Source organism: Nostoc sp. DedSLP03, from assembly GCF_034530815.1.
Taxonomy (GTDB): Bacteria; Cyanobacteriota; Cyanobacteriia; order Cyanobacteriales; family Nostocaceae; genus Nostoc.
The window spans coordinates 1-15655 of sequence record NZ_JAVRCK010000141.1 but is presented as its reverse complement, the minus strand read 5'-3'; the positions used below and the strand labels follow the sequence as shown (position 1 = coordinate 15655).

The 15655-nt window shown below is 40.4% G+C and carries 8 protein-coding genes; 6 read left to right on the top strand and 2 right to left on the bottom strand.

Annotated elements, in window-relative coordinates:
• Window positions 1–450: 450 nt before the first annotated feature.
• Window positions 451–903, top strand: a complete 453-nt coding sequence (locus tag RM368_RS36145) for a hypothetical protein (RefSeq protein WP_322698520.1) — start codon at window positions 451–453, stop codon at window positions 901–903.
• A gap of 55 nt (window positions 904–958) precedes the next feature.
• Window positions 959–3406 (top strand): CHAT domain-containing protein, encoded by a 2448-nt coding sequence (locus tag RM368_RS36140; RefSeq protein WP_322698519.1) that lies wholly within the window; start codon window positions 959–961, stop codon window positions 3404–3406.
• Between the two features lie 13 nt (window positions 3407–3419).
• Here RM368_RS36140 and RM368_RS36135 read toward each other — a convergent pair whose 3' ends face one another.
• Together RM368_RS36135 and RM368_RS36130 are read right to left on the bottom strand one after the other, a co-directional pair.
• On the bottom strand, window positions 3420–4430 hold the full coding sequence (locus tag RM368_RS36135; protein ID WP_322698518.1) for a hypothetical protein: 1011 nt from the start codon (window positions 4428–4430) through the stop codon (window positions 3420–3422).
• A gap of 93 nt (window positions 4431–4523) precedes the next feature.
• Window positions 4524–6398, bottom strand: coding sequence for a protein kinase domain-containing protein (locus tag RM368_RS36130; RefSeq protein ID WP_322698517.1), 1875 nt, complete (start codon window positions 6396–6398; stop codon window positions 4524–4526).
• A gap of 414 nt (window positions 6399–6812) precedes the next feature.
• On the opposite strand from RM368_RS36130, the gene RM368_RS36125 reads away from it, so the two are divergent.
• The 4 genes from RM368_RS36125 (at window position 6813) to RM368_RS36110 (ending at window position 15375) form a co-directional block, all read left to right on the top strand.
• Window positions 6813–8324: an NB-ARC domain-containing protein gene (locus tag RM368_RS36125; RefSeq protein ID WP_322698516.1), complete on the top strand. Its 1512-nt coding sequence runs from the start codon at window positions 6813–6815 to the stop codon at window positions 8322–8324.
• 720 nt (window positions 8325–9044) lie between these two features.
• Window positions 9045–12563, top strand: a complete 3519-nt coding sequence (locus RM368_RS36120; RefSeq protein ID WP_322698515.1) for a plasmid replication protein, CyRepA1 family — start codon at window positions 9045–9047, stop codon at window positions 12561–12563.
• A gap of 80 nt (window positions 12564–12643) precedes the next feature.
• A complete protein-coding gene (locus RM368_RS36115) occupies window positions 12644–13627 on the top strand; it encodes a site-specific integrase (RefSeq protein ID WP_322698514.1) in 984 nt (327 codons plus the stop codon).
• 497 nt (window positions 13628–14124) lie between these two features.
• A complete protein-coding gene (locus tag RM368_RS36110; RefSeq protein ID WP_322698513.1) occupies window positions 14125–15375 on the top strand; it encodes a tetratricopeptide repeat protein in 1251 nt (416 codons plus the stop codon).
• Window positions 15376–15655: the final 280 nt, after the last annotated feature.

Here is a 15655-nt window from a genome sequence, read left to right as displayed (position 1 = left end):
CGTCTGATGGTCAAGCGAATGGCATCTTAAGCTTTTGTTTACGAATCACCTCTTAATACTAATAAGTTAAATATTGGAGATGGCGCATTAATTAGTGTCAAGAATGATGGTTCTGGCAATGCTGGTGTAATTAATATTAACGCTGATACAATCAACATTTCAAATAACGGAGGTCTTGCCGCTACTACTGCTGTTGGTCAAGGTGGAAATATTGCTGTTAACTCAAAATATGTTCAACTAAACAATGCGAGTATTTCTGCGACTGCTGGACAACAAGGTACTAATGGTGACGGCGGCAACATCATCATCAACACAGATATCTTAGTTGCAATAAAAAATAGCAGCATCACAGCGAATGCTTTTGAAGGGCAAGGCGGTAATATTAGAATCGATACTAAAGGACTATTCCTTTCTCCTGATAGCAAAATTACAGCTAGTTCACGATTCGGATTGAATGGTACGATTCAGATTAATACCTTATTTACTAATCCTGTGCAGGCTAAAGCAGAACCAGAAGCGATTCGTGCAACTCCTGAGATTGTATCGGTTTGTCAGGGACGATCGGGGGCAGTAGCTAGGAGTAAATTGGTCATTACTGGTACTAATGGTCTTCCAACTAGTTCTAACGACCTGCCAGCTAGCAATTTGAGTTGGCAGAGTAACTTCGTTCCAAATGAAACTTTTTATAATTCAGAGGAACCAAAGTCATACTCAAGCGAAGAACCAACACAAATCATAGAAGCACAAGCCTTGATACAAGATTATAATGGGAATTTTATTTTAACGGCAAAACAACCCAATACTGTCGTTCCTAATGCTTCGTTATCTGCCATCTCATGTTCTCAAGAATCTCATGTATCAAAAATATTGCCAGTGACGAAAACGACTCATAAGGATGATTAGACTCCGATATTGGTTCAAGTACTTGTTGCTAGTTATTTTCGTGTTATCTATAGTTGTGAGCCAACCATTTATTACCTCCGCTCAAACTGTAAATAAAGAAACCCAACAACGGAAAGAGGCGGATTTACTCACTCAAAGAGGGCAAAAGCAATTGGATCTTGGTCAAGCAGAGTCGGCTTTTGAAACTTGGCAAAAAGCTACAAAAATTTATCAGAAACTCCGCTATGAGGATGGTATTACTGGGAGTTTAATCAACCAGAATCTTGCTCTACAAGCGCTGGGCTTACATCATCGGGCTTGTAATACGCTTTTGTCAGCTTTGAAGTTAGACGCAAATGCTTCTCTTTGCACAACTAAGCCACAGCAACCTACTGATAAGATGGAAAGACTGCTGACGGCAACCATTAATAAGCAAACTCTTTCACCCGTAAAATTACTCGCATTGCACAACTTGGGGGAAGTCTTGCGTCGGTTGGGCAAGCTTGATGAATCAAAAAAAGTCTTGTCAGAAATATTATCTGCTGCTAAATGGATACCTTCTATTGACACTAGCGGTATTCTGCTTTCATTAGGTAGTACTAGTCAGGATACTTACAAGCAAGCACGAAATCAATATTTAGAAATAGAAGAACCCGTTTTTCAGAAAGAATTTGTCAATTTGATTCAAAAACAAGCATTTGACTCACTTAATATTTATCAACAATTGATTAACAGCTTAAATACTCCAAAGGAAGTACAATTGCAAGCTCAATTACATCACTTGAGCTTAATGTTAGACTTTGAGCATTGGTTAGCAGTAGAGTCAAAATTAGGTAATAAAAAATTAGCCTCTTTTCGTAATATAATTACTCAACAAATACAACCTGCTGTATATCTGCTTTTAAAAAATCACTTGACATTTTCTCGATTACCAACCAGCTATTCTGTTTATGCCAAGCTGAACTTTTCTAAAAGTCTAAATGAAATTCCAGGCCAACATTTCCATTCACTAGCTATTGAATATGCTGAATCTGCTTTACAAACTGCTAAAAGTACTAATAGTCAGAGATTACAGTCAGAAAGTTTAGGCACTTTAGGGAAGTTAAAACTAGAGAAATCACAAGCATATTTTGAAGAGGCTTTAGGATTAGCTCAATCAGTTCACGCATGGGATCTTGCCTATCAATGGCAGCAGGAATTAGGAATTTTGTACAAGGAGCAGGGAAAATATAAAGAAGCTCTACAAGCATATAGTGCAGCAATTGAAAATGTCACTTTAGTTTGTAACAATTTTTTGTCATCTAATACAGATTTACAGTTTTCGTTCCATGAAAAAGTGGAGCCTTTGTATCGTGACTATATGCGATTGCTCTTAACAGATTCTAACCCCAATTTGTCAGAAATAATTCAGACTAATGAAAGGCTGCAAATAGCAGAACTGGAAAATTATCTTCAATGTCGCAAGCTTAATCTTGCGACATTAAATGAAATTGAAAATTTAGATACTAGCCCAACAATTATTCATATAATCGACTTAGTTGATAGTGTAGAAGTAATCTCTCAATCTCCTAAACAACCTATTCATCACCACTCTATTGAATCTCAGCTAATTAGAGGGCATATTAATAATCTTATAGATACTTTACAAGATAAGAATCTTGCTTATGTTGGTGCAGATGTGATTCTTGAGCATTCACAAGCACTTTATAATTCATTGATTGCACCTATCAAATATTTACCAACATCAGGAACACTAGTATTTACTTTAGATGCATCTTTGCAAAGTTTACCGATGGGCTTATTTCATGATGGAAAAAATTATCTAATTGAGCGCTACGGTATTACAGGTACTTTAGGTTCTCGAATGCAACTACCTAAACTTTTAAAACAGAAGCAGTTAAGAGCTTTCATTGCTGGACTCAGCAAGATTAGCCCTAGTTTTTACGCTCCAAATGCTCCCAAAGGACTCAAGGTATTGCCAGGGGTGGAAGTAGAAATAGCAAATGTAAAAAAAGGAATTACTTCTTCAAAAGTATTGTTAAATGAAGATTTTGTTAGCCCAATGCTAGATAAAGAATTGAGTACAGATGATTTTTCAATAATTCACCTAACTACTCACGCTCAATTTAGTTCTGTTCCTGACCGAACAATGATTTTTGCTTGGGATAAACCAATTACTGTTTCCGAATTTAATGATTTATTGAAACAAAAAACTCAGTCTAGCCAAGAAGGAATTGAGTTATTAGTTTTGAGTGCTTGCCAAACTGCCAAAGGTAATAAAAGATCAACTCTAGGAATGGCTGGAGTGGCAGTACAAGCCGGAGCCAGAAGTACGATAGCCACTCTCTGGCAAGTAGATGCTGATTCCAGCGCTTTACTAATGAAAGTATTTTATCAAGGATTGAAAGATGGTTTGACTAAAGTCGAGGCACTACGTGTTGCACAATTGCAACTGATATTAAACCCTCAATATCAACACCCTTCCCACTGGGCAGCATTTTTACTTATTGGGGGCTGGCTATAATTTAATGAGCAAGTTAAGGTTTTTTCAACCATTTCACCATTTTCAAACCTGATTGTACCTTTTCTAATTCAGATGTTTTACCACTGCTCAAGGCTAATTGAGCTGCTATGGTGTAAGTCTGCTCCGCTTGATCTGGTAACAATGCTCCTAAATAGCGATCGCCTAGCAGTCTGTAGATAGTTGGATTTTGACTACCTGCCACGACTCGTGCAATTAATGTCTTAATTGATTCATCTAAAAGAAGCTTTGACATATATATAGCATCCAAATCTCGGAAAGCGGCTTCATCAGGCGACAATCCCAAGTCTTTAATTTGCTTGACTTCATCTCTAATCTGCTGAACATCATCAAGAGATAAAAGATGGACTACTAAGGGACTATAATTCAGGGGCTGGTCGCCATAGTTACTAATTACAGTGATTGTGTACGTGTTGCCATACTGTAATTCTTTTTGCTCTTTCGGATATGATAGATGAGTAGCATTTACTATATCCTTTTTCCAGTTAACACCATTGCCTTTTACTACTACTGTATAGCTATCAGCGCCTACCACTGAGCGCCAAGAAATTTCTGGTCTATTATCTATAATTGAACTGCCGTAAGGACTAGTTACAATCGGCGCATTTTTTTCATCATCTGACCCCTTATAGTCATGTGGACAAGGAACTATATTTAATACTGAACACTGTACAGCTTCGTTAGGTGGTGGCGCACATATTTGTGTATTAAAAACAGTACTCTGCTTTAAATACAGAATTTTTCGATTTAAGAAACAGAGAACTTTGACCGCGGTTCCGTTAACAGGATTGATCCGCTCTCCCAAACACAAATATCTTCCTGTTTTTAGGAAGCGATCGCCCGTGCTATAAATTCGACCACTTGGTTCATCACATAAATTATGAAGTAATATTCGTTGCTGTCCCCATGCACTGCTAGCCAACAAAAGTATTAGTGTTGGTATTGATACTAGGGTTATAAGTCGGACTGCAAAGACTTTTTTAATTGGGCTAGGTACGGTAAGCATTACAACTTCTTAAAAAGCTAGTTACTTTTTTGTAGTTTAATCTAAGTAGAGAATAAATAAAGCATAAAATTTAGTTGATAGCGTCAAAGCCTGTTATGGGTTTGTCCTGACCTGTCGAGAATTAGGCTTAAGCCTAATTCTTTGTAATACATCCCCCCGCCAACGAAAGACTTCTGGCACTTTCGACTCAAGTATCAAGCAGGCTTCCCAATTAAGCCAGGAATCATCGTTATCACCCGAAGCTTCTTGAACTTGTGCCAGCAAACAGTAAGTGTCTGCTCTTTGAGGATCTAATTCTCCGGCTTTTTCTAAATATTCCTTTGCTTGACCCACTTTGTTCTGCTCAAAAAGCGCCCAACCTAAGTTTTTATACAATGCAGCTTGTAACTTTGGTTCTTTAGTTTTTTGTAACCCTTGTAGTGCTAGAGCAATCGCCGCATTATAGTCACCTTTTAGATTTTTCAATCTCGATAGATTATTAATAACTGGAATTGCTTGACTATTAATTTTTATCGCCAACTGATACTGCTGCTCTGCTAAATCTTTTTTTCCTTGATCATCATAAAAGGTTCCTAGCCCATAATGTCCTGACCAACTATCAGGCTTCAACTTCAAAGCTTTCTCATAATTAGTTGTTACACATTCAAACTCATTTAATAACTGGCAAACAAATGCTAAATTATTATAAGTGTCTACATCTTGGTTATTATATTTTATTGATAATTCATAATACTTTTTCGCAGAACGCAGGTTTTGAGTACTACGAGATGCTTTATCAAAATAAAACTTGAAAATAGAATTTTTGACTTCAGGATAAATTTTTATAGCTGAGTCAAAAGACTTTTGTGCTCCCTGAGAATTATTTGCTGCTTCTAACTTTTGTCCTTGAGTTACTAAATAGTTAGCTGCTAGACGTATAAATAGAAAGACACCTCCAATAATTCCCAAAATCATCAATGTATATTTGCTATATTTAAAAACTTTAGAATTAGCTAATCTATAATTTTTAATTTGCTTAGGCAGTTTTTCTAACCGCTGCAAAATCACTTCAGTCGTTTGCGGCCGCTGCCCTGGAAGGAAAGCCATTAATTCATCAATGAAATCAGCAACAGGTTTGTCAATCTGCGGTGCTTTATCTCTCCAAAGCAAGTTCCCTGTTTTTGTATCTTTAGACAAATCAGTAGGTGGAGTAGCAGTGACTAAATGTACAAGAGTCCGACCTAAAGCAAAAAAATCTGACTGTGGGACTGCCCGCCCTTCAATTTGTTCTAGTGAAGTGTAACCAGGCGTGACTACAGACGTAATTTCATATCGCCCTCCCCTCCCCGTATTAGTTCCTCCGCTTCCACTAATTTTTGCTAGGTAGGTATCAGTCACCCGTCGCGCCACCCCAAAATCAATTAATGACAGTTGCCCATTTGGCTGAAGAATTATATTAGAAGGTTTAATGTCTCGATGAAAAAAATTGGAGCGGTGTATATCATGAAGAATTTCAATTAATTGTCTGAACCATTCCAATACTAAAGATTGTGAAATTTTCTCATTAAATTCTATCCACTGCTCTAGGTTCTGTCCCTCAACTTTATCCATAACTAAACAACGCAGTGTCAGTTGAGTATCATTAGGAACAAAGGTGAAAAAATCATCTAAGGTACTTTTAGGGATTCTTGGATGATGAATTAGCTGTAAAGTTAGAGCTTCTTGCTCTATTAACTCAACCATCTTAGGCGAGCCCCATCTCAGAACTTTCATAATTCGCTGCTCACGTACAGGATTCCACTGAGTACCAGCGTCCTCTACTTCAAAAACTTCCATATAAGTGAACAATTCTTGAGTAAGCGCTCTCAACGGCTTAATTAAGCGGATGCGGTCATTAATCAGCAGCGAAGTGCCACAAGAGAGACAGTTTTCAATATTGTCGGGATTCTGACGTTGATCGCAAAGGGGATTAATACAGTAGCATGACATATTTGAAAAACTTATACCAATGCAGATGACAATGGTTACTAGGCATTAATCAACTAAACATCACCTATTTTGAATCTAAGTTTTATTGCTCTAATACTGTACTACATAGACTATTCCAGTAAATTTTGCTCAGTATGCAATTTTCTTTTGTATATTATATGACTATCTTAGCCCAACTTTGAGTAGAACAATTCTATTGATTTAACAGAAAAAAGACTAATTGATGCATTTGTAGTTTTAAGTAACCTATTAGATATTTATATGTTACTTTCGTCAAATCAAGCAAATATAAACATAAAAAGCTAGTATTATTAAGTTTAATCTAACACACCTCTACCATTAACCATTTACTATTAACCATAATTAAACGTCCCTTGCCAGGACTTTACTAAACCGACAGGATCAACTACAGATATGGATTTTAGTGCGGAGCAAGGACTAAGGTTTTCAGATATCTCCCTCTCCTGCGTTGTTACAACAGCAGGGGAGCTTCCAGAGCAAAGAATTTCAGAAACAGTAACTTTTGAAGAAGCTTTGGTCGTAGTGAATAACTTAGTGTTTGCAAAAAGGGGTAAACCCCTATCTGATGCAGAGATTAGAATTCTGAGAGGAGGGTGGGATAACAGGGAGTTTGTGGAGATAGCAGAGAACTCTCCATATAGTGCTAATTATTTGCAACGGCGTTTAGCTCCTCAGTTATGGGATCTACTCTCTGAAACTATTGGAAATGAAGAACGGGTAGGAAAGAGGAACCTACGATATTTCTTAGAACAAGCCACCAAAAAGTATTCTGTTTCATTTGCACTAAACAAAGAGCAAGTACTTCCCCCTAATGACTTTGTACAAGGCATTCGAGGCGAATTACCTGACTTATCTAATTTTTATGGACGGACACAGGAACTAATCCATTTAAAAGAATTAATAATAAAGCAGCGCTGTGTATCGTTAATAGGTGTAGCGGGAGTTGGTAAAACTGCATTAGCAGCAAAACTGTTAGCAAAGCTCAGTATAGAGTCTCCATCTGATTTTGATTGTTTAATTTGGAAATCAGTTGCTTATGCACCGAAAGTTCAAGACTTAGTAGCAGAACTAATACAACTAATCCAACCTTCAGAAACATCCTTAAGCTTGCCAGAGATCACCCAGACAATGATTACAGAACTGGTTAAGCAATTAAAATCGCGTAGATGTTTACTGGTATTGGATGAATTTGATGCATTATTCCAGAAAAATAACTTCGAGCAGAGGCTAGACTATAGAATATTATTTCGTCGCTTGGTAGAAGAACAACATCAGAGCCGCTTACTGTTAACTAGTAGAGTTTTACCTGATGAATTTGATAGTCTATTAAGCGCTAAACGGCACATTGAGTGGGTTAGAGTCGAAGGGTTAGACGCAGATGCTGCAATGCATTTTTTGGCTACTCAAGGATTAACTGATACGCAAAAATGCAACGAGTTGATCAACACCTATCGCGGTAATCCTTTAGAACTTAAAACAGTAGCAGATCGAATTAACCACTTCTTTGGTGGTAGTACAAAAATATTCTTTCAACACAAAACTACATTTTTTAGCAATGAACTTCAAGCAATGCTTGATGAAGCGTTTGGTCAAGTATTAAATGAGATTCAGAAGCAAATTATGATTTATTTAGCAGATAGAATAACTTCAAATTTTAGACCTATTAAATTCGTTGAAATAATTAATGATCTAAATCATAAGCATCAAGCATTTGTGTCAACTTCAGAATTAATAAGTGCATTGGAAAAACTTGAAAGACAGTCATTGATTGAAAGTAATAAAGACCCAGTTACAAAAGAAATCAGTTTTACTCTTCAACCAGTAATAAAAAAATATATCATGAAAGATCCGCAAGGATTAGTACGTGTATCTCATGCTTTCCCAAAATTAGCAAATGCATCTTGAGCAAAAGCTTTTACCACAGGGTAATCTACCTACATAGAGCGTCACCAAACCTCTGATTATTCCTAACTAAAACAATCGTCAATAAATACGGAGGTCTAAAAGTAAAAATAAAAACGACGCTATACACCAGACGCTCAAAAGTTCTGTAAGATCAAAACGAACAGAAAATGGAGGGAGATATACAACAGTACCAAAAATTTAAAGGACAAAGAGTCATTAATTAGTGACGCTTTGCCCAGTAGCAAAAACAGAATAATTTCAGAGCGGGGTTATCTCACGAGAACCGAACCAGTAGTATGGAAAGTTTGGCCGCTTTTATCCACTGACGGTCAGAAGAGATTAAATCCGCGTTGCTTCTCATATTATACGAGAAGCCACACGAAACGCACCAGTTTTGTGTGGCAATTTTGGCTGTTGAAATTCCTCTCCTCAAATCGGCGATATATTAAGTTTGATTAAGAAAAAACCCGAATTTCATAGTTAAAAATCTTTAGCAGCGCAACAGCCCCCTCTGAAGCTTGTAAACCAAGTTATCAGGGAAAATATCGTGAAAAACAGAGAACGCCCCAAGAGTGCAGTGTTAGAGCGCATGGGGTCGAGTGCAGCTTTCGCATGGCAATTTTGTGCTGTGACGAAGGAAAATTTTCGGAATATCCAGGCTAGAGCAAGAGTTTCGCAGCTTGAAAGAGTTCTCTCCAAAAAATTCCTTGGAGAGAGCCGATGAATGCAGCGACAACTGAATATCCAAACAATCTCACGGCAGCGGAATACCATGAGTTGTTAGCTGGTAGCGCCATTCATCCGGCGTTGATTAAGCGCAACTTCTTTCACGTTGAGGGAGAATCAGTTTATGATTTCCTGTTCATATCTGATAAAATCCCACGTAAGAATGCGGGTCGGGTAACAGATGGATACATAAAAATGTATCAGCACCTATTACTGGGTGGGACGTGGATTCAGTCACTTGACCCATTCAAGAACTGGCAACCGATGGAGTGGGGGCGGATTAAGCCGAACTTCCCGCGCATTGATTGGGAAAAAGGTAAACCTGTCAAATACGAGTCACCCCCTAAAACCCCCAACCGTGTTACCTACTTTGATGTCGCTACCCCCATCTGGGACAAAGTTGCAAAGCGTTATTTAATTAAGCGCTATCATTCACTTTTAGCGCTGCGCCTGTTGGATAAAATCAATCCACTAATTTTTTGGGAGTGGGTGAAACAGCATCCAGAGATTCCAATTATCTTATGCGAAGGGGAGAAGAAAGCCGCTTGCTTGCTGAGTTTAGGGTTTGTAGCGATCGCACTACCGGGAATTTGGAATGGTCGCGTGGGCAAACAAGATTTTGATGAACGGTTGCATCCTGACTTAGTACCAATGGCTCAGGCGGGACGCAAGTTCATAATTCTTTTTGACTACGAAACTTCTTCTAAAACCAGGTGGTCGGTGTTTCAAGCCACTGTTCGCACTGCAAAAGCAATCGAATCGGCAGGTTCTGAATGTGAAGTTGCATTACTGCCGGGGCCAGAAAAAGGCGTTGATGATTTTGTTGTGGCGCGGGGCGAAGATGCCAATGCCCTGCTGACTGCAATCATCGATGATGCTAAATCACTTGCTGATTACAAGCGCTCGTATCGGGCGAAAAAATGGGGGTTAAGCAAGTACCAGCCGGATGTCACTGTTAATGTTAAGTATCTCTCTGAGGCTTTGTGTATTCCTGAACTTGAAGAAAAATGCTTGAGAGTGCCTGAGCTTTATGATCTTGAAAAGGAACAACTTTTCACGCCATCTATAAAAGGACATCAAAGAAAGAAGAAGTCTACGGATTCTGGCGGAGTTGATTCAGACAAATCGAAGAAATCCCCTACCTTCAATTTCCCAAAATCAGGACTGGTCGTACTCTGGAGCGACATGGGTACAGGGAAAACTGAACTTATGCGCTGGTGGCGTGACCAAAATCCTGATGCCAGATTTCTCAACAATGGACATCGGGTTAACTTGTTGAAAAATCTTGCCGAACGCTTGCAGACAGCGATGTATTCAGACTTGGGTTACACAGGTTTAGCTCAGGCTCAAGCCCTTAGTATTACTATTGACAGCCTGCATAAGCTGAATACTCAGTCTCTCACTTACGGCTGCATATTTATAGATGAAGCCTGCCAATACCTCACGCACCTACTACACAGTAATACTTGCAAACAACACCGTGCAGCAATCCTAGAAGTACTGGAATATATAGTATACAACGCGCCGTTAGTGGTGATTGCTGATGCACACATGGATGATTTAACGGTAGATTTCTTTCTTGCAATGCGACCAAAAGGTGAAGTCCCGTACATTATCAAAAACGAGTGGCGAAACGGGGAGCGCACAATTTATTGGTACGAGGGGGATAATTCAAGCGCCCTAGTCGCCCAAATCTCGGCAGCGTTGATGCTTGGAGAAAAAGTTATGGTTGCCAGTGACAGTAAGCGTTTTATCAAAAAACTCGACAAATCCTTTACTATCAAGTACGAAAAGGTAGGGGAAAAGGTTAAAGGGGAAGGGGAAAAGAAAGAATTAACAGATTCCTCCACCCTTTCCCCCTTACCCCTTACCCCTTGCCCAGCCCGTAGGGCTTCATGGCGTATTTGGTCGGTTCATTCTGACAATTCTGGCAGTTATGAAAATGTCGCTTTCATCAAAGATATCACCAACGCCGTCAAAAACTTTGATGCCTTGTTCACATCTCCCAGTCTCGGTACTGGTGTCGATATTTCTGAGTATCATTTTGATTTAGTGTTCGGTGTGTTTCACGGCGTTTCCCAAACTGCTACTGAGTGTGCCCAACAACTGTACCGCTATCGTCCAAAAGTCCCGTTTCATATTTGGGTGGCAAAGCGTCCTCCGTTTGGTTACAAGGATACCAATGCTACCAAGATTAAAGAGCGCTTGCTCCAAACCAATGAAATGACCGCTTTTCTGTTGCGGATTGACCGTCAAACAGGCATAAGGGGCGCCGAGAAAGATTGGGCGCTTGAGGCTTACTGCCAAATTATGGCTAACCGCCACTATTCTCTCAATAATCTGCGTGATGATTTGCGATCGCTTCTCATAGAAATGGGCAATACATTTATATATGTGGGCAGTGATTCAGATCCTCAATCAAGAGAAAGTCTTAAAGCAGCAGCACAAGCTTTGGATCGTGCCCACAATTCGGCTGTTGCCAAGGCCAAGAATATTACTTTGAGCGAGTACCGCGCCCGTCAGAGCAAAGATTACCTTGACCCTAGCGAAATTTTTGAATGCGAAAAATTCCGCATTTCTGATTCTTACGGCATCGAAGTAACCGAATCACTCGTAGAAATGGATAAAGGTGGTCGCTTAATTAGAGCCTTAGCTGGACTTGAGGCCATTTTAGCCCCACCCGAAGAATCGTTTACTGACCCCAAAACTGGGCAAAGTTATCCTACGCCACCAACAATTGTCACCCAAAAAGACCGCACTGAGCGCGACAATCTACCTTTGTGCATCGACTGGGGCAATTACTCGGCGCGGTGGCTGGCTAGATTTAACCTGGGGCTGCATCAGATTCTCACTTCTTTAGTTGCGGGTGAGGAAGTTACCGCCTCGGATTCCACCTTACTCAAGATGACGGAGATCGCTATACATTGTGCTGCTCACGTTAAAGCAATTCTTGGGTTTACTATTCCTAGTGACTGTAAACCTATTTGGTTGCTGGCCACAATGCTAGAGCAGCTGGGGCTAAAGTTGACTTTCCGTAAAATTGGCAAGCGCGGTGAACAGGTGAAACTTTTTTCTTTATCTAAAAAGGAATTAGAATTTGCAATGCATGTAATTGCTCATCGCGTGGAAAAGCGTAATCAAAAAGAAAATCGAACCTATTATGCCTCCAAAACCCCTGCTGCGTATAGTGTAAACCCCAATCAGCAGGCCGTATCCATCCCCCCCCTTGATGCTATAGGGAACTCCCATTGCCAGGGGGAGGATACTACCGAATTTGAGTCGCCTCCGACCGATCGGATTACCTTACTCCACTGCGTAGAAATACTTCGCTCTGGTATTTCTCGTGGAGTAGACGCAATTAAAGGCATCCTTAAGCGATGGGTCGAGGATTTGCGCTGGGAGACGGTGCTGGAACTTGAAGCGATCGCAGCGAATGAGCTGCGGCGAGTCGAGGATCAAGTCCCTGAATTTTATGCCTTGCTAAGTGAAGATGTGTTGCCTGTTGAGGGGTAAAGTCAGCATCACATGCACGCAATTATGGGACAATTACTTATCAGAATCTTGCTTATAAGAATATATGTTCCGATAAGTAAATGCATCAAACCCTTGAAAACAGCACACCTTCTCCTCTCGCTCTGCCTTCTCCCATCCCGCTAATCGAACATCCCGCTGCGGTCTATTTGGCAACCCTTTCCCCTGGTTCCCGCCCCACAATGCGCCAAGCTCTCAATGCGATCGCGCGATTGTTAACCAACTCAAGTTGTGATGCGATGACCCTGAACTGGGCAGCACTGCGCTACAAACATACGGCAGCAGTCCGCTCTGTATTGAGCGAAAAATATGCACCAGCTTATGTCAACAAAGTGCTGTGTGCTTTGCGGCGAGTTTTAAAAGAAGCCTTGCGGTTAGAGATAATGGATGCTGTTGATTTTGCTCGTGCTGTAGACATTCCCAACGTTAAAGTCACCAAGCAATTGCGGGGACGTGTTCTCACGGCAGAAGAAATCGCCCAATTGATGCAAACCTGCTTTGATGACCCTACCCCCACTGGTTACAGAGATGCTGCAATATTTGCAATACTCCGTGGATCTGGAGTCCGCCGCTCTGAAGTGGTGAATTTAGACTTGAGCAACCTTGACCTGAATACTGGGGCAATAGAAGTGCGCGGTGGCAAAGGTGGTAAAGACCGGACTGTGTACTTACCTGATGCTGCTCTTACTGTCGTCTTGGACTGGTTATCGCTTCGAGACTACGAGGCAGGCCCCTTGCTGTGTCATGTCAACAGAGGCTCAAGGATAGTACGACGACGGCTTACCTCCCAAGCAGTGCTGTTCATCTTGCAAAAACGTGGTTTAGAGGCGGGAGTAACTAATTTCTCCGCTCACGATTTCCGTAGAACTTTCATCTCCGATCTGCTCGATGCTGGTGAAGATATTTCTACAGTTCAAAGGTTAGCTGGACACGCAAACAGTGACCAGACTGCCAGATATGACCGTCGCGGTGAAGAAACTAAACGCCGTGCTGTCCAAAAGTTGACTATTCCAGGTTCGCGGAAAAATTTAAGGGGGCTTCACTAGTTTCTACACCGTAGCCATTGGGAGCTAACCACTGGTTTTTCTGATTGATGCCGGAATTGATTTTCTCGGGATCAGTATTCAGTATATTGATATGGTCACGCAGTGTCAAAGCGTGAGCAGGTAAGGCACAAACCAAGAAAAAAGATACCAGCTGTTATAAAAGAGATCCACACTACACAACGAATAAACTCGAAACACGGCTGCTATAGGAGTGAAAGCGGTCTCCCCCAACAGGCACGCTCACCCAATTTATCGAATTTACCTAGATAACCTTGATGCAATTGGTGGTAATGATTTAGATAAGGTCGATGAGAGATTGAGACTCGATAAGCAATACTTTTACAAAAATGAATACGGTAAGTTTATCTATTTGCAGTAGTTAAAACTTGCGATTTTGTGGAGGCTGTGACATACTTTTGGTCATAGTACATTATTTCGATGGGTTTACCGGGGTTTAAATATCCTCCATAAATCTTGCTCCAAGGAATTAGTTAATCATGCTTAAAGATGCACAAGGACTGGTAGTGACGACAGATTCAGCCCAGGCGATCGCAGCTATTAACCGTTTCATTGATCAAGCGCTTTGTTATGGTCAAGATGCAGAAACAGCGATTTTCCAAGCAATTGAGGCCGATCCAACTTGTGCTTTAGCTCATGCTTATGCAGCGGCTTATTATCTTACCCAAGAAAACAGCAAAGCTTGGCAGCAAGTGCAACCATATTTGCAAGTAGCACAACGGAGTTTAGCCAAGATTACTGACAGAGAAAAATTATATGTGCAGGCAATTTTAGCTTGGGCAAATCAAGAGATTGATTTAGCGATCGGTTTTCATGAAGAGATTACCAACAAATTTCCCCGTGATTTAATATCAGTCCAGCAGGGACAGTATCACTATTTTTATACAGGCAACAAAGAAAAATTACTAAAAATAGCCCAGAAAGTTTTACCTAGCAATCCCCAACAAGATTATTTATATGGCATGGTAGCTTTTGGCTTAGAACAATGTCACTTTCTTAAAGCAGCAGAAAAAATGGCACGTCAGGCGATCGCCTTAAATAGATATGATCCTTGGGCGCACCATGCTTTAGCTCATGTAATGGAAACTCAACGAAGAGTCAATGAGGGTATAGCTTGGATGGAGAGTTTTGCAGACACTTGGGAAAATTGCAATTCTATGCTTTATAGCCACAACTGGTGGCATGTTGCACTGTATTATTTGGAGCAAGAAAACTACCAAAAAGTTGTTTCACTATACGATACCCAAATTTGGGAACGTGCAAATAAACAATCTCCCAAAGACCAAGTAGGGGCAATTTCACTATTATTACGCCTGGAATTACGTGGGGTAAATGTCGGAAACCGTTGGCAAAGTATCATTCCTTATCTTTACAGCCGTATTGATGAACACGCTTTAGCATTCCAAGATTTGCATTATGTCTATGCCTTTGCTAAAGCCGGACATACTGGTTGGGTAAACCAGATGCTTCAGAGTATGCAGTATCATGCCTTGAGTATCAATCCCTTCTTGCAAAGGAGTTGGTTAGAAGTAGCAATTCCGGCAGCTAGAGGTATGGTAGCTCATGCCAAAGGTGACTTTAACACAGCTGTTACCGAACTCAAATTGGTTTTACCACGCTTGCATGAGATTGGAGGGAGTCATGCACAGCGAGTTTTATTTGAGCAAATTTATCATGATGCTGTGTTGTGGACACAAAAGCAGAGTTGGGTTTATGGCATTACCGCCTAATATAAACTAGAGCGGTAAAACTTGCTAGAGGTAGGTTGGAAGCATAGTAAACTCGTTTGATATTTTCTAAGACGCATACGTAATTAAGCCTTTAGAGCTTGTCATGTAACAACCTTGCCTCTTTTGAGCTAGAAATCCTTTCTCTGTAAGCTTTATAGATAATAAATTGTAAAAGTTGTTTCTTGACAGGCTCTTAGTCTCACCTCTCCAGTTAGTTTTGCCGTTCTATCCCTCTTCTGTCACTCTCCGGAATAAGCAAATAGTAAAAAAGCGAAATCAT

Excerpts from the sequence above, each read along its gene's own strand:
- RM368_RS36110 (WP_322698513.1), top strand. The coding sequence starts at position 14,125 with ATGCTTAAAGATGCACAAGGACTGGTAGTGACGACAGATTCAGCCCAG.
- RM368_RS36130 (WP_322698517.1), bottom strand. The coding sequence starts at position 6,398 with ATGTCATGCTACTGTATTAATCCCCTTTGCGATCAACGTCAGAATCCC.
- RM368_RS36120 (WP_322698515.1), top strand. The coding sequence starts at position 9,045 with ATGAATGCAGCGACAACTGAATATCCAAACAATCTCACGGCAGCGGAA.
- RM368_RS36115 (WP_322698514.1), top strand. The coding sequence starts at position 12,644 with ATGCATCAAACCCTTGAAAACAGCACACCTTCTCCTCTCGCTCTGCCT.
- RM368_RS36135 (WP_322698518.1), bottom strand. The coding sequence starts at position 4,430 with ATGCTTACCGTACCTAGCCCAATTAAAAAAGTCTTTGCAGTCCGACTT.
- RM368_RS36125 (WP_322698516.1), top strand. The coding sequence starts at position 6,813 with ATGGATTTTAGTGCGGAGCAAGGACTAAGGTTTTCAGATATCTCCCTC.